Genomic DNA, 25,213 nt, shown 5'->3' with positions numbered 1-25,213 from the left:
CCATGCCCCTCCCCCTCTACCTCGTTCGCTCGTAAAAATCTTCCAGCTTCGTATTCAGCTCAATCAATCTTTGACCCGACCATGTCTCGGTTTCATCGTATAACTCTGTAAGTAAGTCTGCCGTTTCCTGGCGTGACAGCCCGCTGCTTTTAGAAATCATTTCTTCCAGCTCTCCTACCTGAAACCTTTGCTGCGTTATTCCGAACCGCTCACGCACGTACATCCAGAACTGCTGCGCCAGCTTTGCTGCCAGATTCGCGTGATCTTTTTTGCGGTAATACATATTGCTTATCGTCTTCACGAATTCCAGTGAGACATTAGCAGGCGGATTAATGATCGGTATCACCCTTTGTTTTCTTTTACCTCCAAAAACTGCGTAAGTAATCAGCGCTATCAAGGTAAGAATAAATGCGGCCTTCAAAGCCCTATTGCTGACAATATACCGAAAAAGAGAATGTTGATTTTCACCAAACCGCCCCTGTTTCTGATACTCATCCCAATAGACCGGCTGCCTGGGCAGATACGACAGTGCATGAAACGCATGTCTGTTCGTGAGCGAATCCAAAACGTAGTAGTTGGTAAAAGCCAAAGGAAGGTTATGAATAAAAAACTGTCCTTTCCCATGACTAACTTTTATAAAAACAGGCTGTTGCTTTTCATTCACAGCCAATATGGTCACAGGTTTTTTACTTTTATTCCTGAGATAATTAGTCCCATCATCCTTATCAAAAAGACTTCCTTGATCCTTTAGCAACGGATTGACAAAATAAACTCTGCTGGCCGAATCTTTGAGTGAAGGTTTGTTTTGCGGCGCCTCTATGTTCAGCGAATCCAGGAAATCTTTATCAAAACTATATGCAGAGATAAAGACCACATTCCCCGACCTGACATAACCGAACAACCTGTCCCGGTCGTTTTTATCTATTTGAAACTGCGAATTGATAAAAATATAACTACTTTTTTCTGCAGCATAATTTGAATCAAGCTGATTGTAAGGAGGTATTCTGACACTTTCCACACGCTGATTGCCTACCATTTCCGGTAATATTTCAAAAATCACTTTACCTCCAAATGGTATATGATCCTTATTCGAATAGGATTCCTTCCAGTCGATTGGTTTCGGACGGTAATATTCGAACAGCCCATAACCAAGCAGCATCACCAACAAAAAGTACCAGTATCTGTTTAGGTTAAAAAGCATAGTGATCCCAAAACCTGATTAATGTCCGATGTTTTTAACGAATGAGTCTGAAAACGCTTTCATCTCCTTAAATCCTGATTCACTGATTTCGAAATCGCCATACCAGGCAAACTCGAAGTATCTTGTAATTTCCGCAAAATCGTTGTGATAGCGCGTATTTTCCAATTCCTGTATGTAGGTATGATTGGTAAGATTGGGTTTCCAGTGAATCAGATTTCTGCCTGTAAGTAATTTAAGAATCTGCAGATATTGCAAACGAATTGCCAGTCTGAAATCCTGTTTCGTCAAAGCGTTCTGAATGGCATCATCAAAATTAATCTCATGAATATTCTCCTGACCCACAATGTACTCTGCCGACTGAGCTGCGGGATTAGAAGGTAATATAAAATCAAATATTTTGGCTTTATATAACAGATAGATCACAATACCCGCTGTCACGAGCATAATCACATACTCCCAGAAATTATCATAAGATTTGGAGTTAAAAAAGGAATTTATCCAACGTATAAACCAGTTAATCCATCTTTCCAGCGGATTTTTGGGAGGAGCAGGATCATTTGTATAATTATACTTCCTGTCATTTTTGAATTTTTCCAGACTCGTGCTGGCAGGATATCTTGCTACAATTGCACCGTTATCTTTGATTGCATTGCTTGGAAGTGAATCATTTTTCTGAGCAAACACCGGTCGGATGAGGCACAGCAGAACAACCAGACCTACAAAAGCAAATCTGGGATGGATGAATTTCCGAGGCAGTTCTGAGATACGGGTCAACATTTGATAAGTTAAAATTCCTCTGCCGGGCGTATCACATCTCCGCTTCCCAACGAATCGATTTCGGCTCTCAACCCTGATCCATCGTGACGTTCAACCAGATTGTAATACTGAAAGCCGGCTGCAATCCATATTAAGCCGTTTATTAAATTAGATCCTACGATTGAGATTGTGCTTGCAACTACTAATATGACAGGTGAACTGGCAATACCGTCGCCTAAACCTAGTGTAGTAAAAATAGTTGCCAGCAACATGGGGAATTGAAAAACGATGGATATGATCCCAGCAATAATGGACATGATGATCATCAACCCAAATGTAGACCACCATTTACCGGTGACCAGATTACGACTCCTGGCCAGCGATTCTGTCGCCGATAATTTTTCTCTGATAACAACCATCAGATAAAGCTGAAAACATACCGCCAGATAAACACCTGGTATAAAGAAAAATACAAAGCCTATCAAAATGGCAACCATAGCAAGCAGCGTAGAAACCACAGTTGCAGAGAGCGTTTGTAAAATTTTCTGCCACACATCGGAGGGGGTGATTTGAATTCCCGAACCTCTCTCTTCGTACAAAACCATGTAGGCACATACCACTGCATACGAAAGTGTGTAAGCGATCATACTGAACAGCATGACGAAGAAATAATCCACCGTAAGATATTGGTAAAGCGAATCTATTGAATTCTTCCCGACTCCCGATGTGAGCAACCGCGACTGAAACATTCCCTGAGCAATCCCTGACAACAGAGCAGGCGGACCGGCAATAAGCATGATGGCTTTAACCAGAGGCCCCAGATTCCTGATCGCAAAATCAAAGGATGCGTTAATTTTTTGACCAAAATCTCTTTGCTGAAGTAGTACAATCGGTTCTTTAGTTGCCATTGGGATGGGTAGAGTTAGTTATATGTGTGAGTTTAAAATGAATGAATTCCTCTAGTCTGTTTGTTGGCCGTATAATCTTCGGGGATAAATCACAAAATACCAGATGATAAAAATGGCAGATACCATTATAATGCTTACGCTCCCCCAAACCGGTAGTGTGAGTCGGGTAACAAAGCTTTCCAGAAAACCAGCCGTAATAAAAACAGGAACCAGCCCGATAGCCAGCTTCAAGCCCTTTTTGGCACCGGCTTTGAATGATTCAAGCCTTGAAAATGTTCCGGGAAACAGAAGACTATTGCCCATGACCAGCCCCGCAGCGCTTGCAATTACAATGGCTGAGATTTCCAGCGTACCGTGAATCCAGATTTTGAGGATAGATTGAAGTAATAAATCACGCTCAAAAAAGAAGTATTGGAAAGCACCCAGCATAATGCCGTTTTGCACCAGTACAAAGACAGTTCCTGCCGAAAATAATATCCCGGCAACAAAAGCCATAAATGACACGCGGATATTATTCACAGTAATAGCCAGAAACATATCTGCTGAAGAGCTTGATTTGTAAATCGCGAGAGGATCTCCGTTTTTAATATTTTCAAGTGTTTGGTTCACATATCCATCGCCCAGAATCAATCTTACAAAAGTATCGTCATTAGCAGCCGACACACAACCGATCAGTATCGTTACAAAGAAAATCAGAAATGCATATAGCAATTGATTTCGCGCCTGAAAGCTGATATATGGAAGTTCATATTTCCAGAAAGTGATAATTCTGCCCCGATCTTCTTTCCTGTTGCTGTATAGTTTTCTGTGTAATTCTGCAGTGATCCCATTGAGGTATTTCAGCACAGATGAACCCGGATAGAATGTACGCGCATAGGAAAGGTCATCTGTAAGGGCGACAAAGCGCGATGTAAGTACATCCGGATTGTCCGTACTGCTTTCTTCATAAGACCGCCATCGTTCAGCATTACGTTTTACAAAGACAGCTTCTTTCATACGGATGCAAATAGCAGAATTGGAAAGCTTAAAGGATTGAAGTATTTTTCTTGCAAGATATTGTTTTTTTTATGCCAACAAACTTTTAACTGATATAATGAGCTTACAGATTGACACAGCCCAGAATGTAGGCGTTGATTATGAAATTGCCAGCATTGGAGACCGGATTTTAGCCCAGCTGATTGATTACGCCATTTACTTTGGGTGGATCTTAACGGTCACCGGATTAAAGGCATCCATTTTCGCCGACTCTTTTTCTCAAACCTGGATGCTTACCGGGCTTATTATGCTTCCCATTATGCTTTATCCTCTGGTTTGTGAATATTTTCTTGATGGACAAACTGTTGGGAAAATGGCATTAAAGATAAAGGTCATCAGGCTGGACGGAAACAAAGCAACGCTAAGTGCTTATTTGTTGCGATGGTTACTCGCTATCATTGACGTAACCATTTTCTCGGGTGTGGTTGGTATACTTACTATAGCTATCACCGGTAAAGGACAAAGATTGGGAGACTTAGCGGCGGGCACGGCTGTGATCAAAACACAAGCGAGTATCAGTCTGGAGCACATCATTACGCCTGCACTTGCTGATAACTACAAACCCCGCTATCCTGAAGTAGTACAATTGTCCGATAATGATATCCGCACACTGAAAAAAGTACTGGCCTCCAACAATGAACAATTGATGGAAACCAGTATGCATAAAATTGAATCTTTATTAGGTATTCATAGCCTGGACACGGGAGATAATTTCCTAAGACAAATCATTTCCGATTTCGATTACTATGCCCATATCCAGTCTGCTTAGCACCTGTTAATCTTCGTTTGTCGGGACAGGCTCTACCTTGGGAGGTAATAATTTGTACAACACAGGTGTTACAATCCGGGACAGCAAAGTTGAGCTGATCAACCCTCCTATGAGCACCCAGGCCAGTGGCGAGTATAGCGGATTACCCTCAATGGCCAAAGGAATGAGTCCGCCGATTGCGGTGAGCGAAGTAAGCACAATTGGAACAAACCTGATTTCTCCTGCCTGTTGTATTGCGTCTATTAAAGACAATCCTTCCGCACGCAATTGGTTGGTAAAATCAACCAGGAGTATTGAGTTTTTCACTTCTATACCAATCAACGCGATCAGACCGATTACGGCTACAAACGATAGCGGATAACCCACTACAAACAAGGCTGACAATGCGCCGATAATCCCAAGCGGAATCACTGAAAGTACAATTAATGAGCTTTTGAAAGTACCAAATTCCAGTACAAGTACGCCAAGAAATCCAAATGCAGTAATCAGAATAATTGTTCCTAACCCGCTGAACGACTTTTCTCTGGCCTCAAGTTCTCCCGCTGCTTTATAACTGAACCCTTCCGGGAACTGGTATTTATCCAGTTTGGCAATAATCTGATTATATACGGCGTCAACCAAAAATCCTTTTTTTACATAGGCAGATACAGTCACGTACCGATCCTGATCATAATGCCGGATCTGACTCACCGCACTTTCGAATTGCAAGTCAGCGATTTGACGTAATGGCACTGATGTACCCGTCAGCGTATTGATATACAAATTATTCAAAACACTCTGATCCGCTACCTTGCCTTTAGGCATCGTGAGATTAATAGCATAATCATCCCCATTTTCATCTTTATACATTCCAATGTTAAGACCCGCTACCGCAAGACGTATAGTTCTGTTCACTTCTGCCACAGAAATCCCCATCATACTTGCTTTCTCTTTGTTAATTTTGACTCTGATATCAGTTTTCTGATTGGCAATCGGGTTGTTGATGTAGATTGTTCCCGGCGTGCCTTTCAACACTTTTTCAACTCCTGCAGCGGCTGAACGTAATTTATCCAGATCTTCACCAAAAACCCGGATCGCTATCGGTGCTTCAGTATTGGGTCCTTGCTCAAAATCTTTCACCTCCACCTTTGCATTGGCTACATGGCTGAAACCATTTCTGAGTTTTTCAATAATCACCTCCTTATCTGCCGGTTTCATATCTTTCAATTGGACAAACAATTCGGCAAAATTGGTGGCATCCGAGCGCTGGATTACGTTATAATAGATACGCGGATTTCCCTTTCCGACATTCGTTGTCACATAGCGGAGTTCCGGAATTTTCTTTACTTCCTGTTCCACGAAGCGGGCTATACGATCCGTTTCAGACAATGCTGTACCATCAGGCGTTTCGACTGTGATCAGGAACATTGGTTTTTCCGATTTAGGAAAGAGCGAAAAACCAATTACTTTGGTTAATCCCAGAGACCCTGCGAACAACACCAACGCTACGCCCAATGTTGGCAACGGGTGCCGCAAAGCCCAGTGTAAAAGCTTACTGTAAGATCCACTGATCACTTTCCGTAATGAGCGCATGAAAATATTTCCTTCAGGATTATGGCTTTCTTTCAGCAATCGGCTACTCAGAAACGGAACGATCGTCAGCGACACAACCATAGAAGCAATAATCGTCATGCTTACCGCCATCGGCAAACTTCTGATAAAATCTCCGGATGCCTCCGGAAGGAAATTAAGTGGCAGGAACGCCAGCACCAGCGTAACCGTACATCCAATTACGGCAAGCGTAATCTGCTTGGTTGCTTTTACGGCGGCCTCGCGTTTCGTATAGCCATCCCTCATCCAGCGTTCTATGTTTTCGACCACCACAATGGAATCGTCCACGAGGATTCCAAGGGAAACGATCAGTCCGACAATACTCAGCTGATTGATACTGAAACCAAGATAATCGATAGCAGCCAGCCCCATCGCCAGCGACAAAGGAATAGATATCATCACTACCAGCGCAGCTCTGAACCCTAAAGGAAGCAAAGTAAGCGAAACCAAAAAAATCGCGATTGCAAAATCCTTGGCGAAACGCCCCAGCCTTTTACTCACACTTTCCGACTGGTCAAAACTCTTGATCAGTTTAATATGAGAAGGAAGTGTCTTTTCGAACTTTGTAATGACAGGGTTCAACACCTTCCCCACCTGCTCGATATTCTGGCCTTCCTTTTGTGCGGCTGTCACCAACACACAGCGATGTCCATTAAGTCGTGTGATATGTGATTCTTCTGCTTCGTCGTATTCAACTGTGGCTACGTCTGACAGATATATCACTTTTTGCGATGGCGTACCAAAACCTGTATTCGCTACAATGGTATTTCTGATTTCGTCCAGAGAAGTATAGTCGCCGGATGTTTTGATATTGAACTTACGCGTATTCGCCTGGATACTTCCCCCGGGAATATTGTAGTTCTCTGCTTGTAAAGTCTGAATCACCTGATTGACGGGAACCCCTTCCAGTGCCATCTTTTCCAGATTAAGAGAAATGCGTACCGTTCTGGCCGGAAAACCCCAGTTTTCGACACTTTTCAGGCTCTTTATTTTGGAAAGTTCATCTTTCAAATCATCCGAAATGTCGCCCATTTCTTTATTGGATGCTGTTTCTGACACAAGTGCAACTTGCACAATATTCACATCCGTAGGTGAAAATCTCCTGATTTCAGTTCTGAATATATCACTTGGGAGTTCTGCAGAAAGCGCACCTACTTCACGTACCAACTCCTGGTATTTCTCGTCGGGATCTTCACTGTAATCGTATTCTATAACCACTACAGCCAAGCCATCATCCACATTGGTTTTGATGTTATTGACATTTTCCAGCGCCATCAGTTTCTTTTCAACCTTGTCCACAACAAGCTCTTCCATATCCAGCGCATCTGTTCCCGGATATACATAAACGATGGCAAATGAAGGTGCAAAAAACTCCGGATCTTCTCCTCTTGGCATATTGAAAAGAGAGTTCAATCCCAATGCCACCACTCCAATAAACATCACCAGCATGAACTGCCAGTTCTTTACGGAAAATTCAGATAAATTCATTCTCTTTTAGTATTTTTGTTTAAATCCCAATTGACATGGAAACTCTGTTAGTAACTGTTCGCGAGAACGTTGATATCGAAACAATAGAAAAAGCACTTCATGAAATAGAGGGAATTTCTATTGTAAAAAGACTTCATAAGGTGGATGAAACAACGATGTTATCGGAACCTTCCCTTGCTGAAGAATGGGAAAGTGAAGAAGATCTTCGTTGGGATAAATTGATCTGACAGTATGGCTCTCTATCAACAAGGTGACATAGTTGCCGTTCTGTTTCCTTTTACAGATATTTCTCAAAGTAAAAAGCGTCCAGCTATAGTGATTTCCAATGATCTCGTCAATCAGACGGGAGATTATCTTTTGATTCAGATAACAAGCCAGGTGAAAACCGATCACTTGTCTATTGCGATTGACCAATCGGACTTTATTGGTAGTCCTCTCCCTCTCAGAAGCTTTGTTCGCATTCATAAAATTTTCTTATTGAATGAATCTTTAATCTCGAACCGGGTCACCTCCTTAAAACCTGTGTTTCTAACATCATTAACCACTCAGCTTCAAAAGCTGATTAGCTGAAGGTTTTTAACTCCTAATTCTTAACCCTTAACTCCACAGAATCCGTCAGAAATGCCGATCCTGAAGTAACTACCTGCTTCACATTTTCCAGCCCTTCGCTGATCAGAACCGAGTTACCATCCAGATATCCGATTTTTACCGGAATCTTCTTTGCCTTATTGTTCTCATTTACAAAAACATAACCCGTATTCCCATTCCCCTCTATAATCGACTCTACCGGAACAACCGCATATGTCCGGCTTTGAGATGAGCTGATCTCCACCTTGCCAAACAGACCAGTTGCGAATCTTTTGCCAGCCGGGTCAATCCTGATTTCTGCCTGATAAAGCTTGCTCACAGGATCTGCCGACTGAGCTAAACTGCTGATTGTCCCTTTAAATATTTCTTCAGGATAGGCATCCAGATGAACTTGTGCCAAATCTCCTATTTTCAATCTTGCCCAATCTTTATCAGAGACATTTACCCTCATCACCCAATCATTTCTACGGCTGGAGGTAACCACTATCCCCGGGCTACCCGGACCCACAAATTCGCCTTCACTGATTTGCTTTCGTGTAACAGTACCGTCTATCGGTGATACAATTCTGGCAAAAGACTGATTGAACCTGGCAATGTCAAGATTTTGCCTGTTTACATCCAAACCTGTACGGGCGTTCTGTAATTGTTCCAAAGTTGCAGCAGTGTCATTCAGCATATTCTGCACACGTTGAAAATCCCTTTCCGATTTCTCAGCGGCAAATGCAGCCTGTTTTACCTGGGCATCAATTTCAGTCATATCCAACACTGCAAGTAGTTGCCCTTTCCTCACAGCCTGCCCTTCTTTTACCAATACTTTTGACACGATCCCGCCTATTTTAAAGGACAACCGCGCCTCCTCGGAAGAGGCCACAGCACCCGCCACCCGAATAGGTTCGGAACGGGAAGCAGTTTTCACAGAATCAAGCCTGACGGTGATGACAGTCTCATCCGCCAGTTGCTGCTCTTTTGGTTTTTCCTCGCCGCAGCCCCACAGTACCAACATCGCAACAAAAGGGGTAATGTACTTTATCTTATTTTGAAATATATAATGCATCATGATACATGTTGTTGAATAGCTAAAAATAAATAGCAACCATAAACGAATTAAAAGCCAGCAGCATACACAAAGGAGAATAATACCGGCTATCAAGACGAGCGAATAATGACGATTTGTCCTTTTTGAAAAACCCTACATAACGAAATTCACCCATTGCCCGAATTAAAAACACGACCCCTAAAATCCACGCTCCAAATTCATCGACCCATGAAGGCAGCCAGTTGAGACTATCTGCAGAAAAAATCTGTACTTTGAACAGGAAATAAAACGCAGAAACCGCCATTAGCAAGGCAACCAACATAGTTCCCGGTATACCAGGTTCGAAAAGAGCATTTCCTTTAAGCTCCGGAATTGCAGCTTTTACACCCGCTTTCCCTCCTAATGCCCAATAAATATGAATTCCGCTGATAAGCATTAAAGCCGTGAAATTGAACAGAGCAAATACCATAAACTTATCATTTAAGTTGACGACCCGCTTTTTCTAATTTTTGCAACCATTTTTCTCTGTAGGCATCAGTTGATTTCCTGATCGGACCGATTGCTGTCATCCGTACGGGTTTAAAACCTGTGAACTCAAGAACCATCTTTTTCATGGCATTATATCCTGGCCTTCCGTTAACAAGCCAGTAATACCACACAGGTTGATCTAACGTATTGATTACATGTGCACTTCGTCCGGCCAGAAGGCGATCCCACCATACTGAATTCTCGCGGTACTTAAATGCAAAACCTGGCAGAAAAACCCTGTCTATAAAACCCTTCAGCAAAGCAGGCCAGCCTCCCCACCAAATCGGATATACCCACACAATGTGCTCAGCCCAGGTAATTTTCTCCCTTGCATCAATCAAATCCGGTTCCAGTTCTACACGCTGCCGGTATCCGTAACGGAGATTTGGGTCAAATTCCAGATCTGCCAAAACGATCTCCTTTACTTCTGCGCCGGATGCTAACGCTCCCTTCTTATACGCATCCGCAAGTGCTGTATTAAAGCTGATTTTATCAGGATGCGCATTAATAATTAAAACCTTCTTCATTACTCAGCGATCGTTTTGTCCAGAACTGATTTTTTTACCAATACATCATATTTAGCAATTACCTGCTGCAGGCGTGCGGTCTGTACATCATTCTGTGCTTTGATGTACTCAATCATCAACACGTTCCCATTTTTATAGCGACTGTCAATCACTCTGAAATATTGGGAGGCATTTGTCAGCGCATCCGATGAAACACGTTGTGCTTCCCTGGCCGTTGCAAAATCGTAGTAAGCCTGCGTGGTCTGTAATTCGATCTGCTTCTCCACTTCGGATTTCTTTGTCTGCAACAGCTCGGTTTGAATTTTCGCCTGCTGTATCTTAGACTTTCTTTCATAACCTTTAAAAATATCCCATTGCAACCCCACTTGTCCTATCATATACGCCTGGTTCCGAAATGAATATCCAAACCCCTGAAAACCAGCATTACCGCCAAAGTAAAAAGAGGGAATAGCAGCAGCCTTTTGTTGCATGGTAACCGCATACCTGGCGGCATCCATCGACAAGTTCAATTGTTTCAGCTCACTCCGATTACCTATCGCAGTTTGTTTCAAACTCCCCAGTACCTCACTCCCTTCGGTCACCACTGCATCACGGTCTAGCGTCACAGAGTCTACTTCAATAGCTCCACTCAAATCTCTGTTGATTAAAAAATTAAAGTACGCCGCAGCTACACGTGTATTATTTTCGGCTTCCACTCTTTGCTGCTGCAACTTGCTGAGTTCATATTCGGCAGAGAAAACTACATCTTTAGTAGCCGTATTATTCGAAACCAATTTCTTATTCAACTTTACCAACTCATTCAGCACAGCTCCGCTGTTATCCAATATCTTCACGACTTCAAGTGTCTGCAGATACTGATAATAGGCTGTTTCAATTCCGTACCTGAGTTCGTTCTCAACTACAGCTCTTTTGGCTTCCTGAGCAGACAGCAAGCTTTTCTGAATAAGGTAGTTATACTTTACTTCAGGATTGTAAATAGAATACTGCAGACTGATTTTGGTATCATGAAAATTGGCAGGTGCCAGTAATTCATTCACATTCTCAATGTTGGTGGGGAACTGCGAAGTTCCTGTCAACTCATTCAGCGTGCGATAGGCCGGATTCAACAAGTCCCCAACCGGAAAGTTGAGTCTCCTACCTCCTGCTGCGTACGAATAAGTGGGATTAAAAGTAAGGTGTGGATAAAAAAGTGCCTTAGCTTGCCGTATGGCCTCCAGAGATTTCTTTAATTCAAGCGACTCCTGCTTCAGGGCAAGATTATTTTTCAGCCCTTCCTCTACATATCTGTCCAGCGCACCCGAAGACTGAGCCCTGGCAATAACCGGCAGTATTATGAACAGAAGCAATATTTTATTAATCATGGCTAATATAATGAACAGTGTTTAGTATAAGAGCAAATTTTTTTAGTTACTCAGAAATACATCAAATTTTTACTTGAATGAAGCCTTCAACATTTCAATAAAAATTCGGAATGATTCCTCCATCCGTTGCATCTGCTGACCATCTTCGAACATATCCATACGCTTTTTAAGATAAATCGTGACCAGGCCATGCATGTAGCTCCAAACTGTGAGACAAGTCGAATCCAATTCTAGGTCATTACGAAAAATTCCTTTGTCCATACATTCTGTCAGGATCAGTCGCAGAAAATCAAACGACTTCATCCCATCTTCCCAAACCTCGTCTCTGCACGCGAGCGCTTCCATCGGCGCCTGCATCAGAAACATCAGATCGTATAGCTCCGGATTTTCTATAGCAAATTTGATGTACTGCCTGCCAAGAGCCACCAATCTTTCAAAAGGGTCTGCAATGGTCGCTACCACTGCAAATTCAACCATCATTTTTTCAAAAGCCAGAATATGCAGCGCCAGAAACAACTCGTTCTTATCTTTAAAATACAGATAAATCGTAGCGGGACTATATTCTATCGCATCAGCTATGCTCCTGATACTCGTTTTCTCAAATCCGTTTTCTAAAAACAACTTTTGCGCTGCCTGCAAAATCAGGTGACGCATCTCCTCACGCTCACGCTCTTTTCTTTCAGTAATTCCCATAGTGAAATATTTACATGACAAATATACTAAACAGTGTTTAGTAAAAACAATGCGTTTAGTAAAAAAATACTTTGAGACATTACCGGACAGCATGATTTTTATCTCACAATGAGAATATTACATAATTGACGCTGTGTAATGAACCAATAATTCTGTAAGAATCTGATGTAAAAATGAGAAGAATGAGATGCGCGGCGTACTTGCAGAAGCAATCTGGTGGCAGTCGACCAGATAGAATAAAAATGGACAATGCTTATGTAAACATTGTCCATGAGAAGAAAAAAATTAGCCTTGCTTCACCAGCTGAATGTTGGCGATGAGCCTTACATCTTCACCAATCAGCATGCCGCCGGAATCGGTCAGCTGCATGTAATTCAACCCGAATTCCTGACGACTCAGCCGACCTTCTACCTCAAAACCCACGCGGATATTACCATCTGCATCACGTTCGCTACCCCCATATTCTGCATCAAGCTCAATGGGTTTGGTAACTCCTTTGAGCGTAAGGAGCCCGGCAAGTTTATAGTTATCGCCTTTTACCTTATGAAAATAATTGGATTGAAAAGTTATATGCGGAAACTGCTCGGCGTCGAAAAAGTCGGCCGATTTGAGGTGTGTATCCCTCATTTCCACATTTGTATCAATACTGCTTACATCCAGTGAAAAGTGGATTTCTGCATTTTCAAAGTTAGTTTGATCGGATGTAGCACCACCCTCAAAATTTTTAAAAGATCCTGTAATCGTCGAAATCACAAGGTGTTTTATCTTAAACTGAACATCGGAATGAGCAGGATCAACGGTCCATTTTGTAATTGCCATAATCAATCAATCTTTTGAATAAACTATAATGTCTAAAATGTAGGTAAAAAATCCATTCCGTACAAATCGGTTTTACCAGCTCAATTTGTGCAGCAAACACCCCATACAACATTTTTATTGACGTTTTGGTTGGGACGAAACTCATAATCCATTGACTGTAATTAAGAAAAACTAATGGATCGCTGCATATCTGTTGATTACCAGATTATTAAATTATTGGCATGTAATTTTAAGACAGCCACAGTAGTATATTTACTAAACTTTACTAAATCAACGACCAGATGAAAATGCAGGGAAGAAGCGTATTCACATACGATGTATATGCTCCCACTACCGTAACTACCATGTTACGCCCGCGCCGCCAGGAAGGCCAGTCTATTATCCAGGAAGGATTCAACATTGAACCATCTGTACCATTTTCAGAGTACACCGATATATATGGTAACCCTTGTCAGCGAACAATTTTACCTGTAGGTCGTGTAACCATTACCACAGAGGTACAAGCGAATGTAAATAAGACAAAAGAAATCCCGAACCCTGCACCTGCTTATATGCTCGTGGGTGACCTCCCCGACGAGATTATGCATTACATTCTGCCTAGTCGTTACTGTGAGTCTGATTTGCATGAAATTAACATGCTTGCCATGGAAATTGCCGGCAATGTGGAACCCGGATATGCACAGGTTGAGGCGATTCGCACATGGATTCATCAGCATGTGAAGTATCAGTATGGCACAACTAACTCGGCAACGACAGCTCTTGACGTTGCCCGTAACAGAATAGGTGTCTGCCGTGATTTTACACATCTGGCAATTGCCCTTTGCCGGAATCTGTGTATTCCTACACGTATGACTGTGGGGTATCTTGATAAGTTAAAAGACATGGATTTGCATGCGTGGTTCGATGCGTACCTGGGAGGAGAATGGTATACATTCGATGCCGTTCAGGAAAAAACGGAAGGGTATAGGATCGAAATCGCACATGGACGTGACGCAGCAGATGTGGCCATGGTAACGCAGTACGGAAACGCGACCTTACAGTCGTTACATGTGGAAGTTCAGTTGCTGGAGCCGGAAGCGTAAGTGAGCAATAATGTTTTGAATGGTTCGTTCAACCCCGTTCCGGGGTTGTGCTAATTTTATAGATACAATACATTTATCCCCCGGGTTGCACCAGGCGTTATTCAATGTCAACCCCTTTCGGGGTTGGATAAATCTGCTTATTCATTTTAAAGCCCTCCGCAATTTCCGGTCGTTAAAAGTCCGTAGGACTTTAACATGCATAGCGCCGGGTGAAACCCGGGGGCACACGACAAATCCCCATTCAAATCAACCATGTAAGGGTTGAACAATACCAGCAAAAGAAAAGCCGGATGCAAAATCACGCATCCGGCTTCAAGCTTGCCAATGCGATAATCCGACTCCCGAAAAGTCCGGAGGACTTTAACATGCATAGTGACGGGTGAAACCCGAGGGCATAAGACAAATCCCCCCATTTAAACCAACCATGTAAGTGTTAAATAATCCAGCAAAAGAAAAGCCGGACGCAAATCACGCATCCGGCTTCAGGTTAAGAAAGGAATAGAAGCTCTTTATAATGGTTAATTGTCAGTGGTCAATGGTTAATTACTACTTCCGTAACTCCATCTAACTTTTAACTCTTAATTGTTAATTCTTAATTACTAATTCCTAATTGATCACCCCAAGCTCCCGGCCTACTTTCGTAAATGCGGTCACCGCTTTTTCAAGATGGTGCTGATCATGTCCGGCTGAAATTTGTACACGAATACGCGCCTTGCCTTGTGGAACCACAGGATAGAAGAAACCAATTACATAAATGCCTTCGTCCAGCAGTTTGGCAGCAAATTCCTGCGCCAGCTTCGCGTCATAAAGCATGATAGGCACAATCGGGTGCTCACCCGGCAGAATGTCAAAGCCAGCAGCTGTCATTTCTTTACGGAAATAGGCAGTATTACCCTCCAGTTTGTCGCGAAGTGCGGTGGAAGAAGAAAGAATATCAAGCACCTTAATGGAAGCACCAACAATTGACGGGGCCAGTGTATTAGAGAAAAGATACGGGCGTGAACGCTGACGCAGAATCTCGACAATCTCTTTTTTCGCTGCCGTGAAGCCGCCCGAGGCACCTCCTAATGCTTTTCCATAAGTTCCCGTAATGATATCAATACGGCCCATTACGTTTCTGAACTCATGAGTCCCGCGACCGGTATTCCCGATAAAGCCGGATGCGTGACACTCATCAATCATTACCATGGAACCGTATTGTTCTGCAAGGTCACAGATCTTATCCAATTGCGCTATGGTTCCGTCCATAGAAAAAACCCCGTCTGTTACAACCAGAATCCGACGGCTACCCTGCGCAGCTTTCAGTTGTGTTTCCAGATCAGCAAGGTCATTATGCTTGTAGCGGAAACGTTTTGCCTTACAAAGACGTATTCCGTCAATGAGTGAGGCGTGGTTCAATTCATCAGAGATTATCGCATCATTTTCACCTAAAAGAGGCTCAAAAACACCACCATTCGCATCAAATGCAGCTGCGTAAAGAATGCAATCTTCGGTACCCAGAAACTCTGCCGTCTTGCGCTCCAACTCTTTGTGAATATCCTGTGTACCACAAATAAAACGTACCGAAGACATCCCGAATCCATGCGTTTCAATGGCTTCAATTCCCGCCTTAATTACATCAGGATGGGAGGAAAGACCCAGGTAATTATTTGCACAAAAGTTCAGAACCTCCTTGCCATTGTCTGTCGCGATTTGCGCGGACTGAGGCGTGGTGATGATGCGCTCCTTCTTGTAAAGCCCTGCTTCTTTAATTGCATCAAGCTCCTTTTGAAGTTCCTGCTGAATATCTCCGTACATAATTTTTGAAGTTTAGTTAGTTTGTGATTCGTATCAGACTTTAGCTGTCTTATATTTTTTCTGCAATTCAGATATCATTTCCGCCGTCATTTTGTCCAGATTGTAGGCAGGTCTCCAGCCCCAGTCTTTACGGGCTACAGAATCGTCAATATGTTGTGGCCAGGATTCGGCAATTTGCTGGCGAAAATCGGGTTTATAGCTGATCTCAAAACCCGGAATAATTTTACTGATACTGTCTGCAATTTCTTTTGGAGAAAAACTCATTCCTGCCAGATTATATCCGGTACGAACCTTGATCTGATCGGCAGACGCTTCCATCAATCTCACCGTTGCATCCATCGCATCACTCATATAGATCATCGGCAAGGTTGTATCTTCTTTTAGAAAACACTCAAAATGTTCCCCCTTTACAGCCTTGTGATAAATATCAACTGCATAATCGGTTGTACCACCACCAGGCATCGACTGATAACTGATTATCCCAGGATAACGCAAAGAGCGGATATCCAATCCATAACGTTTGAAATAGTAATTGGACCAGTTTTCACCTGCTGCTTTGCTGATACCGTATACAGTCGCCGGATCCAGGTAAGAGAATTGCTCTGCGGTAACATCCACATTCTCTCCAAAAACAGCAATTGAGCTGGGATAAAATATTTTCTTTACTCCGTGTTCCCTGGCTGCTTCCAACACATTGAAATACGTTTGCATATTGATCTGCCAGGTATTGAGCGGATCCAATTCCCCTTTTGCCGATAAGATTGCCGCCAGGTGATATATCTGTGTAATACCATGTTTTTTTACAATACCTGCCAAAGCGAATGCATCTGATGCATCCAGTTTTTCGAAATAATCCTGCTTAAGTTCCGGTTCGCGCAAATCCGAAGCAATCACCCCGTTCTCCCCATAAATTCCACGCAAATATTCCACCAGTACAGATCCGATCTGTCCGTTAGAACCAATTACCAAAATACGTTCTGATTTTGTCATACCGAGTATTTGTTAAAAGCATAAATCACTTGCAATTTTGCCTTTTCAAATATTATTTTCAATATTCACCTACTTTTGAAGTAAATTTTACTGCACTATGATAATTTTACAGGAATTAATGATTTTCAGACCGCCAATCTCACTTTAATTGCAGTAAATATTATTCCACATGGAGCAGCTGGACAAAATCGACACCAAAATTTTACGGATTCTGCAAAAAGATGCCAAGAAAACAACGAAGGAAATAGCCACAATGCTCAATCTGACTGTGTCACCGGTTTACGAGCGCGTGCGGAGGTTGGAAAGTATGGGATATATCAAGCAGTATGTAGCAATCCTTGACAAAAAGCTCATCAATCGCTCCGTAACAACGATTTGCCAGGTATCCATGCGCTATCACAACGAAGCATTTATTGAAAAGTTTGAACAGGAAATACAGAATCTGGAAGAAGTGCAGGAATGTTACCACATGGCCGGGCAGGTTGACTTTCTTCTAAAAATCAACGTAGGCAGTTTGGACGAATACCACGATTTTGTAAAGTACAAGTTATCGAAGATTGATAACATAGGTGTGCTCAACAGCACTTTTGTACTAAAGGAAATCAAGCACACTTCTGAGTTTTATATCTGAGACGCTAACCCCGATTTGCAACCGGGGTTGCATTGCTTAGCGTTTGCAACGCATATCCGGAATGGTATTACAAAACGTGGAAACCAGCGCGTTAAAAACGCTAAACCAGCTGCGCCCCGATTACAAATCGGGGCGAACCTTCCCACTGTTTACAAAGTTCTTTTTCCAATACTGAAAGAAGCTGTGCTACTCCCTGCGACGCCATTGTCTGTAATTCCCTGTACGACTATCTGGTAGTTCCCCGTCTGATCAGAGGTAAAGAATTGTATCTGCGCCTTACCGTTTTCGTCAGTAGTTATATTGGGCGCCCAGTATAACAGGTTTCGGAAGTCGGGCATTCTGCTGGCGGAAGATGTCTGACTGTCATACTTCGGAGCGTAAAACTCCCTTTCAGCCTGCACACCGTCGTAAGGAGTTACCAATACTTTAGGATCCAGTTCAAAGCCTGCCATGTCGTTTTTGTAAGTTGAAAAGCTCACAATTCCGGTAAACTGGATCAGACCAAGCAAATATCTTGAACTCATCAGCTCAATCTTCTTGATTTTCAGAGGATCCACTTCCATAAATTTATCAATATTGAAAATCGGAATACCGTCTAATATCACCAGCGGGTCAGTACGGTAAAAAGTATTCGGAATCAACTTATCGATCATCCTGAAATGAAAACTTTTGTTTCTTCTTCTCACCATCACACCACGCACGTATTCTCGTAGGACCTCCTCCATCGTCGGAAAACGCGTATAATCGTCAAGGAAATACTTTTCATCCGGCAAGCCAAAAAAAGTAAGTGAATCTGTCAGAGCTGCTTTCTTTGCCGCAAATACTCTCGGAGCATATGAATTACCGATCTGCATGTTCATGCTGCGGGTCAACAAGTCATGGTCTTTGGTTTTATCAAACTGAAAAGATGGTAAAGTCTGTTCTGAGAAATCTTTGGCAAAAGGACTCAGGATTTCAAACTTATACGTGGAGTCCTTCATCAGGTTTGTTTGCACCGTTATCTCCTTGGTTCCCCTGAAATTCTTCAGTTCAAAAGTTGCTTCTCCTTCCTTATTAGTGATGCTTCCGTAAATCGCAGCGGGAAAATCCAGAGGTCCCAAAAATGTTTCTATGCCGGCAGCCGGTGTATTATCTGCTGCATTCAGAACTTTCGCATGAACAAAATGACCGTCATATTCAGGTATAAATTGATATTTTGGGACGCCAGATCCAAATACATCAGTCCATTTAAAACGTCTCCAACCATGTGAAATCATCACATTATCCAGTTCGATATTCTTCTGTGCTGTTACTTCTCCAAAATAGTATGCGGGATTTTCTACCTGCCCCTTTAAGTCTGAAGTGAGATACATGTAGCTATTGATATCTGCATGCTCAGATGTAGAAATACTATCCGTAAGGAAAACAGAAACTGATAAATTACTTTTTTCGAGTCCGGCTACATTCAATGTTACTTTTTCTCTCGTTACAAACTCCGGTTTACCAACCCTGGCCTCCAGGTTAAGCTGTTTGGCCGGACGTTTGAAATACAGCCGTTCGCAGATTGGTTTCTGCCTGTCATTCAAAATGGTCAGATGAGATACACCTTCACCCAACTTCGATTTGTTCAGCACTACTTCGGCTTTATTTCCTGTGAACTCCAATCTTTCTGCAATCGGATTGAGCTGACGGGTGTGTGCCAGCAGATAAATACTTCCACCTTCCAAACCACCCCTGATTACTGTAATTTTTACCTTATCCTGATCTGTATCTGTTACCTGCATCACATAACCCTGCTCCATCACCTGCGGAAGTGGATATTTGAATTGCCTGCCCTTATCGTCGGTCACAATCGCCTGGTAGGTGTCTGTATTTTCAGGTTTCCAGTTGAAGCTACCTATTCCGAATCTGGATGGACGGAAACTTGCAACTGTATCCTGCTGCTGGTTCACCACAACACCACGAAAAGCTATTCCTTTACCATCTGCACCCACCGCCCGAAAAGCTACTTTACTTTCCACATTCTTCACCAGATAACCCCCTTCAGGAAAAAACTGAACATCGTAACTTAGTTCTCTTTCCGCATCAGGATCCGGATCAAATTTGATGAATGGATTGATGACCGAAATATTCGTTTCAAAGAAGTAATCAGGACTAAAATTTTTCATCCAGTTGGTATAGCAACGCACTTTATAATTGCCGCTTACAACAGCTGTAGGAATAGAAACTGATCCATTCCCCTTTCCTGCTGCCAATGAAAATTTCGTTTGAATGACTGCATTGTTATCCTTATCCAATACTTCCAGATAAGCCACTTTGCTCAAATCCAGAAACCGATGACGGGCGCCATCCATGTTATACGCCTTAAACCAGATCGTCTCTCCAACCAGATAAAAAGGGCGATCAAGATGCACATACATTTTTTCCTGTAAAGCCGTACCAGCATACAAATTGAAACGATCCCTGATAGATTTGCTCATCGGATCATCCTGTGCATGCGTTACAAGAGATACCAGTACCGCGCAAAAACAAATAAAGCTTTTTATAAAATATCTCATAATTCAACCTGTATAAAAATGCTTAATCTTCCCAAAATGAGGGTTTAACCGTAGTTCCTCCTTGTATCCGGCAATCGACGCACCCCAGGGAAGATATCAAAAGCGAATCCGACCTTTCACCATGATAATTCAACATATAACCGATAGGAGAATTAAGATATTCCGCAACAGATACTGTATCAGGGGGATCACATCTGGGATACTGGCCTCTTCCCGGTGCCATAAAAATCCTTTTCGTCTCCTCTTTTGCCACATTGAAATAGCCAAACACCAACTCTTTGTTGTTAGCTACATTTTTAATATTTCCCGTTACCTGGGAAGGCTGGGGATCAAAAAGACTTCCTGTTCCTTGAGTCGATTTGGCCAGACTCGTCCAGTACTCAAACTCTTCCTGCGTCAATCCGTATTGCTTGACAAGAATACTGTACTTCATCAGGAATTTGTTGGTACTAATTGCCGCAATATTGACCGGTAAATCCTTAATGATATCGGCACTCAGCTTAACAGTGGAACCCAGAATAATTCCGGTAGAATTCTTTGTAGCCCAACACAAATTGATGTTCTCATTTCTGTATTCAATTTTTTTAGTATTTTGATTATACACCAGTGATGAATAGTAAGCAGAACGGTACTGATAGGTTTCTTCAAATTTCCAGCGATAAAACCTTGTTTTACCGGAAGGGTCATGTGTATTGGTACTAATTACCATAGCATCACGGCCCGCGTCATAACGATAGGTAAGACTATCGATAGGTGGAGTCTGGCTTACTGTTACATATTCCGACAAATACTCCTCACCAGATATTCTGGTAATTTTGAGGCGATACTTGCCGGCAGGATTGACCGTCACCGGTGGAAGTGTATAGACTCCTCGCAGAACCTCAGTGAAGCTATAACTGTTTCCCGACTCTTCCTCTACCACTATTCTGGCTCCGGTTTCTACGATCGGTATTGAATTGTCGTTGGTATTCTGAGACAATCTCAGCTCAATACGACTTTCCTCGTTACCTGCATTCAGGAAGCCATCTACAACCAGATACCGCTCATCCGAATTAATTTCGGGCGGAGAAAACTCTTCAATACAGGCATAAAGAGAAATAACCAGCAGAATAAGGCTCAGTTTAAAAATCTTGTATCTCATATCTCGAAACTTAGAATCTGAAGTTATACGTAATTGTTGGGATCGGCTGGCCGAAAATTGAAAGCTGGTATCCATTTACCTGTCCGTCTCTGGTTTGGAAATAGACTGAAGTCGGGTTCTTTCTGCCAAGCAAATTATACACCGACAATGTCCAGGAGCTATGCGCCAGTTTTCGAACTTTATGATTGCCTTCAATATTGACCCCCACATCGGCACGGTAGTAATCCGGAATTCTGAACTGGTTACGATCTGCATAAAAAACGCGCTGTGCCCCATCAATATAATACTTACCCATAGGAGGCGTGTAAGGACGTCCGGTGCTGTAGGTAAAGTTCAGGGAAACACTAAACCGGTGCGATAAACGATAGTTGGTAATCATCGTGAAATCATGCGGTTTATCGTAATTGCTTGGATAATAATTACCTTCATTCGGTGCATCAGGCGAGTCTCTGTCCACTGCTCTGAGTAATGTTCTGGCGTAGGTATAGGCAAGCCAGCCGTTGAGCTTACCGGTTGTCTTCTTGATCATAAATTCGACTCCGTACGCTTTGGCATTGGTATTCAGCACAGCCGCTTCAATGTCATGATTCATAATCAAAGAATCACCGCCTTTATAGTCGAGGAAATTTTTGATGTTTTTATAATATCCTTCCAGCGAAACTTCAATCTTATTCCCTCTGTAATTCCGGTACAAGCCAAGTGAAATCTGATCGCCCACCTGCGGTTTGATATATCTGTCGCTAAGCTTCCAGATATCAGTAGGAGAAACGGACATCGTGTTAGTAAGTAAATGAATATACTGACGGAGCGTGTTATAGCTCAGCTTCAAAGAAAGGTTATCCGCCACACTGTAGCGCATCGACGCTCTGAACTCCGGCCCACCGTAGGTTTGTATATTTTTACCCCTTCCAAAACTTTCGGTACCATTCTGATACGGACGGTCTATTGGAAAGCCTGGCGTATAAGTATTGATCGTTTTAGGGCCCAGATATTGGAACAATGAAAATCTGATACCGCCTGTAATAGACAGTTTTGGACTCACCTCAAATTTATCTTCCAGATAGATTGCATTTTCAATCGCCTGTTCCGTCTGCAGTGTGTCCGGCATGATCAGGGATTCCGGTCCACGTGGCGTGAAGGTTCCCGGACTCAGCTTATAATAAACAGAACCTAAACCAAATTCCAGCGTATGCTTAGGATTGATGACGTAGCTAAAATCTGCTTTGAAGTTGGACTGCTGAATATTGAACTTCAGATTAAATGAGTTCAGCGGAAGACCTGACGCATCCATAGCATAATTGTACTTGCTATAGGAGCCTGTAAATTCTCCGTAAAGCTTCTGGTTAAAAGTATGTTTCCATTTTAAAGAAGCCAGTTGATTCTGATAACTGTAAGTGGTGTCGCCATACAAACGGAACCGGTCGTCACTGGTATAACCTGTTAAAAACAAACTGTTCTTTTCATTGATCTCGTGGCTCACATGCAGGTTCACGTCATAGAACGATGCCGAACTTTTGTTATATTCAGGATTGTCCAGCGCCTTGATCAACCAGCTCGAATACGTAGATCTTGCTCCTAAAAGAAATGAAGTCTTATCCTTAATCAAAGGTCCTTCTACAGCCAAACGTCCCGTCACCAGTCCCAAACCTCCCGAAACCACGTACTTTTTCTTGTTTCCGTCCCGGCTGTTGATATCAAGCACAGAAGCCAGGCGCCCGCCGTACTTGGACGGAATCGTACTTTTATAGAGTTCAACTTCCTTTAATACATCAGGATTGAAGGCGGAGAAAAATCCGAAAAGGTGGGATGGGTTGTAAATTGTCGCATCATTGTAAAGAATCAGGTTCTGATCCACGGATCCTCCACGTACATTCAGTCCCGTAGTGTTTTCACCTACGGATTTCACACCCGGCAATGTCATGATCGTTCTCAGCAAATCTGTTTCTCCGAATACGGTGGGTACTTGCTTCAGATTTTTGATGTTCAGCTTCACCTGTCCCATTTGGGTACTCACCACGTTTTTGTCCATCCCCGCTTTTACTGAAACTTCTTTGAGCGCAATTACACTTTCACGCATTTCAATATCCAGCTTACCATTGGAATAGAGTACGATCTGTCGCTGCGTTTCCCGCATTCCAAAGCTTTTGATTCTCAGCACACGTTTTCCCCGGGGAATGGTAAGAGAGTATAATCCTAAAGCATCAGTTGTAACGCCTATTGATGGCGACTCAATAAAAACAGCGGCACCTATCACCGGCTCCCCTGTGATAGCATTTCTGATATAACCCGTTACTGTAGAGTTTCCTGATGTGATTTTATGCTTTTTAATACCAATATCATGTACTTTACTTTCTGCCGACGAAAGCAGCTTTTCTTTCAGTGCATCATCAGGGCCTGTATAGGCAATTGCGCCATCTGCATCACTTTCAGGATTGAACAACCCGGGTTGGAGTTGCGTAATGATACGAGGCCCATAGGTGATAAAAATTCTACGCTGATCATCTATAGAATATTCAAAATCAGAACCGCGAAAAACCTGATCGAGCACCTCTCTTACAGTAAAATCAGTGACGTTAAGATCGAGTGTTAATGAATCAAACCGGCTCGCATCATAATAAAAATAATAGCCTGATGCCGATTCTACCTGCTTTACGAAGTCGTTGAACCGGGCTGAATCCAACCGCATCGTAATCTTTTTTTCCGGAGCAGTTTGCTGAGCAACCGCCTCATCCGGACTAAACAAAAAGGAGATACAAAAAACTAGGAGTATAAGTCTCTTCATGGTTTGGCCAATTCATCGTAGGTGGTTAGCATTCTTTTGATCGCATAAGCTCTATCTTGCCGGTACATAATGTCCTCCTTTCGAAGTACTCTTCGCAACGCTCTTTTGTGGTCTGGAAAAAGGCTCAGAAATGACTTTTTTGAACGAACAGCATAGTATTGCCCACCCTTTCGGACATAATAAAAATCCTTCTGAGGAAATACGGTAATCACTTTGCGGTCGACTATTTTTTCCTGACGCGTTTTGGTACGTCTGATCAGAAGATGTGTAGGGCCATCGTAGAAGAGATTATAAAATCCTGTAACCATTGTCGGCTCAATTCCCTTCCCCTTCTCGTACCAGATAAACAGCTCGCCATAATTGGTAAAACACTTTACCTTTTCCGAAGCAACCACCATCGGATCTCCGTTAAGATGGCGAACAACAAGCTGATCTTTCACGATGTCGTACATCATGGGAATACTATCATATCGCTGTCCTTCCGACAATACCGACCCACGATACCATTTCCGGTCTGTAAAAAACTGATGCTCCTCCATACGGGGATCATAGATATAATACACCCGACCGTTGTAGAGATTCTGAGATTCAAGAATAGCTTCTTTATACAGCGACAAAGGATATTGCAGTTCCTCAGGAATAGGTGGAAATGGATTGCGCGGGATCGCTTCGGCTGTTTCAGTTTGTCCAAATGAAACACCGTTTTGCAACAACAACAGAAATAAAACAACGTAGTAAAATCTCATAGAGTCGTGGAGGTATTTTTTATCTTTTTGCTTTGGTGTAAACCCGGATATCCTAGGTAAGCTTCAAGAGCCGGTAAGTTACTACTTATTGACAGATTAAAATATATGGCAAATGGTTGGAAATAGTTTTCATATAAACCAAATAATAACCACAGAACAGATTTATGTTTGCCATATTTCTCCAGATACGTATTAAATACCCTGTTTT

General features: G+C 42.6%; 22 protein-coding genes. 5 read left to right on the top strand and 17 right to left on the bottom strand.

Annotated features, from left to right (window positions below):
- Nucleotides 1-16: 16 nt before the first annotated feature.
- The 4 genes from DSL64_RS08990 to DSL64_RS08975 are packed head-to-tail and all read right to left on the bottom strand — an operon-like array spanning nt 17 to nt 3,861.
- The gene (locus DSL64_RS08990; protein ID WP_115830411.1) at nt 17-1,201 is read right to left on the bottom strand and encodes a DUF4350 domain-containing protein; all 1,185 of its coding nucleotides are present in this window, start codon (nt 1,199-1,201) and stop codon (nt 17-19) included.
- Between the two features lie 18 nt (nt 1,202-1,219).
- Nucleotides 1,220-1,978 carry a DUF4129 domain-containing protein gene (locus DSL64_RS08985; protein WP_115830409.1) on the bottom strand — a complete coding sequence of 253 codons (759 nt, stop codon included), beginning with the start codon at nt 1,976-1,978 and terminating at the stop codon, nt 1,220-1,222.
- Between the two features lie 8 nt (nt 1,979-1,986).
- A complete protein-coding gene (locus tag DSL64_RS08980) occupies nt 1,987-2,865 on the bottom strand; it encodes a DUF7847 domain-containing protein (protein ID WP_115830408.1) in 879 nt (292 codons plus the stop codon).
- A gap of 51 nt (nt 2,866-2,916) precedes the next feature.
- Nucleotides 2,917-3,861, bottom strand: a complete 945-nt coding sequence (locus DSL64_RS08975; protein WP_115830407.1) for a stage II sporulation protein M — start codon at nt 3,859-3,861, stop codon at nt 2,917-2,919.
- Between the two features lie 97 nt (nt 3,862-3,958).
- On the opposite strand from DSL64_RS08975, the gene DSL64_RS08970 reads away from it, so the two are divergent.
- Entirely contained in the window at nt 3,959-4,669 is a 711-nt protein-coding gene (locus DSL64_RS08970; protein ID WP_115830405.1) for an RDD family protein, read from the top strand.
- 6 nt (nt 4,670-4,675) lie between these two features.
- Here DSL64_RS08970 and DSL64_RS08965 read toward each other — a convergent pair whose 3' ends face one another.
- Nucleotides 4,676-7,747, bottom strand: coding sequence for an efflux RND transporter permease subunit (locus DSL64_RS08965; protein WP_115830404.1), 3,072 nt, complete (start codon nt 7,745-7,747; stop codon nt 4,676-4,678).
- A 35-nt stretch (nt 7,748-7,782) separates the two neighbouring features.
- On the opposite strand from DSL64_RS08965, the gene DSL64_RS08960 reads away from it, so the two are divergent.
- Together DSL64_RS08960 and DSL64_RS08955 are read left to right on the top strand one after the other, a co-directional pair.
- Nucleotides 7,783-7,974 carry a hypothetical protein gene (locus DSL64_RS08960; RefSeq protein WP_115830403.1) on the top strand — a complete coding sequence of 64 codons (192 nt, stop codon included), beginning with the start codon at nt 7,783-7,785 and terminating at the stop codon, nt 7,972-7,974.
- Between the two features lie 4 nt (nt 7,975-7,978).
- Nucleotides 7,979-8,317 (top strand): type II toxin-antitoxin system PemK/MazF family toxin, encoded by a 339-nt coding sequence (locus DSL64_RS08955; RefSeq protein ID WP_115830401.1) that lies wholly within the window; start codon nt 7,979-7,981, stop codon nt 8,315-8,317.
- Between the two features lie 13 nt (nt 8,318-8,330).
- Here DSL64_RS08955 and DSL64_RS08950 read toward each other — a convergent pair whose 3' ends face one another.
- From DSL64_RS08950 to DSL64_RS08925, 6 genes are all read right to left on the bottom strand, one after another.
- Entirely contained in the window at nt 8,331-9,392 is a 1,062-nt protein-coding gene (locus DSL64_RS08950; protein ID WP_229217010.1) for an efflux RND transporter periplasmic adaptor subunit, read from the bottom strand.
- Between the two features lie 19 nt (nt 9,393-9,411).
- Complete coding sequence (locus DSL64_RS08945; RefSeq protein WP_115830400.1) at nt 9,412-9,840, bottom strand: DUF3995 domain-containing protein; 429 nt, start codon at nt 9,838-9,840, stop codon at nt 9,412-9,414.
- A gap of 7 nt (nt 9,841-9,847) precedes the next feature.
- Nucleotides 9,848-10,426, bottom strand: coding sequence for an NAD(P)H-dependent oxidoreductase (locus DSL64_RS08940; RefSeq protein WP_115830399.1), 579 nt, complete (start codon nt 10,424-10,426; stop codon nt 9,848-9,850).
- Nucleotides 10,426-11,787 (bottom strand): TolC family protein, encoded by a 1,362-nt coding sequence (locus DSL64_RS08935; RefSeq protein ID WP_115830397.1) that lies wholly within the window; start codon nt 11,785-11,787, stop codon nt 10,426-10,428. The genes DSL64_RS08940 and DSL64_RS08935 overlap by 1 nt, the downstream gene beginning before the upstream one ends.
- A 69-nt stretch (nt 11,788-11,856) precedes the next feature.
- A complete protein-coding gene (locus DSL64_RS08930; protein WP_115830396.1) occupies nt 11,857-12,480 on the bottom strand; it encodes a TetR/AcrR family transcriptional regulator in 624 nt (207 codons plus the stop codon).
- Nucleotides 12,481-12,765: 285 nt separating this feature from the next.
- Entirely contained in the window at nt 12,766-13,299 is a 534-nt protein-coding gene (locus DSL64_RS08925; RefSeq protein ID WP_115830394.1) for a YceI family protein, read from the bottom strand.
- Nucleotides 13,300-13,580: 281 nt separating this feature from the next.
- Here DSL64_RS08925 and DSL64_RS08920 point away from each other — a divergent pair, with 281 nt between their 5' ends.
- Nucleotides 13,581-14,381: a transglutaminase-like domain-containing protein gene (locus DSL64_RS08920; RefSeq protein ID WP_115830393.1), complete on the top strand. Its 801-nt coding sequence runs from the start codon at nt 13,581-13,583 to the stop codon at nt 14,379-14,381.
- Nucleotides 14,382-14,987: 606 nt separating this feature from the next.
- Here DSL64_RS08920 and kbl read toward each other — a convergent pair.
- Together kbl and DSL64_RS08910 are read right to left on the bottom strand one after the other, a co-directional pair.
- Nucleotides 14,988-16,178, bottom strand: coding sequence for a glycine C-acetyltransferase (kbl, locus tag DSL64_RS08915; protein ID WP_115830392.1), 1,191 nt, complete (start codon nt 16,176-16,178; stop codon nt 14,988-14,990).
- A gap of 33 nt (nt 16,179-16,211) precedes the next feature.
- Complete coding sequence (locus DSL64_RS08910) at nt 16,212-17,168, bottom strand: NAD-dependent epimerase/dehydratase family protein (protein ID WP_115830391.1); 957 nt, start codon at nt 17,166-17,168, stop codon at nt 16,212-16,214.
- A 169-nt stretch (nt 17,169-17,337) separates the two neighbouring features.
- Between DSL64_RS08910 and DSL64_RS08905 the strand changes: the two genes are divergently transcribed.
- Complete coding sequence (locus DSL64_RS08905; RefSeq protein WP_115830389.1) at nt 17,338-17,799, top strand: Lrp/AsnC family transcriptional regulator; 462 nt, start codon at nt 17,338-17,340, stop codon at nt 17,797-17,799.
- A gap of 149 nt (nt 17,800-17,948) precedes the next feature.
- Here DSL64_RS08905 and DSL64_RS08900 read toward each other — a convergent pair whose 3' ends face one another.
- Genes DSL64_RS08900 through DSL64_RS08885 form a run of 4 tightly spaced genes read right to left on the bottom strand, consistent with a single transcriptional unit; the run spans nt 17,949 to nt 25,005 of the window.
- Nucleotides 17,949-20,336 (bottom strand): hypothetical protein, encoded by a 2,388-nt coding sequence (locus DSL64_RS08900; RefSeq protein ID WP_229217009.1) that lies wholly within the window; start codon nt 20,334-20,336, stop codon nt 17,949-17,951.
- A 22-nt stretch (nt 20,337-20,358) separates the two neighbouring features.
- Nucleotides 20,359-21,477, bottom strand: a complete 1,119-nt coding sequence (locus tag DSL64_RS08895; RefSeq protein ID WP_115830388.1) for a DUF4249 domain-containing protein — start codon at nt 21,475-21,477, stop codon at nt 20,359-20,361.
- A 10-nt stretch (nt 21,478-21,487) separates the two neighbouring features.
- Nucleotides 21,488-24,259, bottom strand: coding sequence for a TonB-dependent receptor (locus tag DSL64_RS08890; RefSeq protein ID WP_115830387.1), 2,772 nt, complete (start codon nt 24,257-24,259; stop codon nt 21,488-21,490).
- Nucleotides 24,256-25,005, bottom strand: coding sequence for a hypothetical protein (locus DSL64_RS08885; RefSeq protein ID WP_115830386.1), 750 nt, complete (start codon nt 25,003-25,005; stop codon nt 24,256-24,258). Before DSL64_RS08885 ends, DSL64_RS08890 begins: the two co-directional genes overlap by 4 nt.
- Between the last annotated feature and the right edge of the window lie 208 nt (nt 25,006-25,213).

This window comes from Dyadobacter luteus (genome assembly GCF_003383615.1).
In the GTDB taxonomy this organism is placed as follows: Bacteria; Bacteroidota; Bacteroidia; order Cytophagales; family Spirosomataceae; genus Dyadobacter; species Dyadobacter luteus.
This window is presented reverse-complemented; position numbering and strand designations above follow the sequence as displayed.

Excerpts from the sequence above, each read along its gene's own strand:
- DSL64_RS08925 (WP_115830394.1), bottom strand. The coding sequence starts at position 13,299 with ATGGCAATTACAAAATGGACCGTTGATCCTGCTCATTCCGATGTTCAG.
- DSL64_RS08930 (WP_115830396.1), bottom strand. The coding sequence starts at position 12,480 with ATGGGAATTACTGAAAGAAAAGAGCGTGAGCGTGAGGAGATGCGTCAC.
- DSL64_RS08895 (WP_115830388.1), bottom strand. The coding sequence starts at position 21,477 with ATGAGATACAAGATTTTTAAACTGAGCCTTATTCTGCTGGTTATTTCT.
- DSL64_RS08885 (WP_115830386.1), bottom strand. The coding sequence starts at position 25,005 with ATGAGATTTTACTACGTTGTTTTATTTCTGTTGTTGTTGCAAAACGGT.
- DSL64_RS08945 (WP_115830400.1), bottom strand. The coding sequence starts at position 9,840 with ATGGTATTTGCTCTGTTCAATTTCACGGCTTTAATGCTTATCAGCGGA.
- DSL64_RS08890 (WP_115830387.1), bottom strand. The coding sequence starts at position 24,259 with ATGAAGAGACTTATACTCCTAGTTTTTTGTATCTCCTTTTTGTTTAGT.
- DSL64_RS08970 (WP_115830405.1), top strand. The coding sequence starts at position 3,959 with ATGAGCTTACAGATTGACACAGCCCAGAATGTAGGCGTTGATTATGAA.
- DSL64_RS08955 (WP_115830401.1), top strand. The coding sequence starts at position 7,979 with ATGGCTCTCTATCAACAAGGTGACATAGTTGCCGTTCTGTTTCCTTTT.
- DSL64_RS08905 (WP_115830389.1), top strand. The coding sequence starts at position 17,338 with ATGGAGCAGCTGGACAAAATCGACACCAAAATTTTACGGATTCTGCAA.
- kbl (WP_115830392.1), bottom strand. The coding sequence starts at position 16,178 with ATGTACGGAGATATTCAGCAGGAACTTCAAAAGGAGCTTGATGCAATT.
- DSL64_RS08910 (WP_115830391.1), bottom strand. The coding sequence starts at position 17,168 with ATGACAAAATCAGAACGTATTTTGGTAATTGGTTCTAACGGACAGATC.
- DSL64_RS08900 (WP_229217009.1), bottom strand. The coding sequence starts at position 20,336 with ATGAGATATTTTATAAAAAGCTTTATTTGTTTTTGCGCGGTACTGGTA.
- DSL64_RS08975 (WP_115830407.1), bottom strand. The coding sequence starts at position 3,861 with ATGAAAGAAGCTGTCTTTGTAAAACGTAATGCTGAACGATGGCGGTCT.
- DSL64_RS08990 (WP_115830411.1), bottom strand. The coding sequence starts at position 1,201 with ATGCTTTTTAACCTAAACAGATACTGGTACTTTTTGTTGGTGATGCTG.
- DSL64_RS08980 (WP_115830408.1), bottom strand. The coding sequence starts at position 2,865 with ATGGCAACTAAAGAACCGATTGTACTACTTCAGCAAAGAGATTTTGGT.
- DSL64_RS08920 (WP_115830393.1), top strand. The coding sequence starts at position 13,581 with ATGAAAATGCAGGGAAGAAGCGTATTCACATACGATGTATATGCTCCC.
- DSL64_RS08960 (WP_115830403.1), top strand. The coding sequence starts at position 7,783 with ATGGAAACTCTGTTAGTAACTGTTCGCGAGAACGTTGATATCGAAACA.
- DSL64_RS08985 (WP_115830409.1), bottom strand. The coding sequence starts at position 1,978 with ATGTTGACCCGTATCTCAGAACTGCCTCGGAAATTCATCCATCCCAGA.
- DSL64_RS08965 (WP_115830404.1), bottom strand. The coding sequence starts at position 7,747 with ATGAATTTATCTGAATTTTCCGTAAAGAACTGGCAGTTCATGCTGGTG.
- DSL64_RS08935 (WP_115830397.1), bottom strand. The coding sequence starts at position 11,787 with ATGATTAATAAAATATTGCTTCTGTTCATAATACTGCCGGTTATTGCC.
- DSL64_RS08940 (WP_115830399.1), bottom strand. The coding sequence starts at position 10,426 with ATGAAGAAGGTTTTAATTATTAATGCGCATCCTGATAAAATCAGCTTT.
- DSL64_RS08950 (WP_229217010.1), bottom strand. The coding sequence starts at position 9,392 with ATGATGCATTATATATTTCAAAATAAGATAAAGTACATTACCCCTTTT.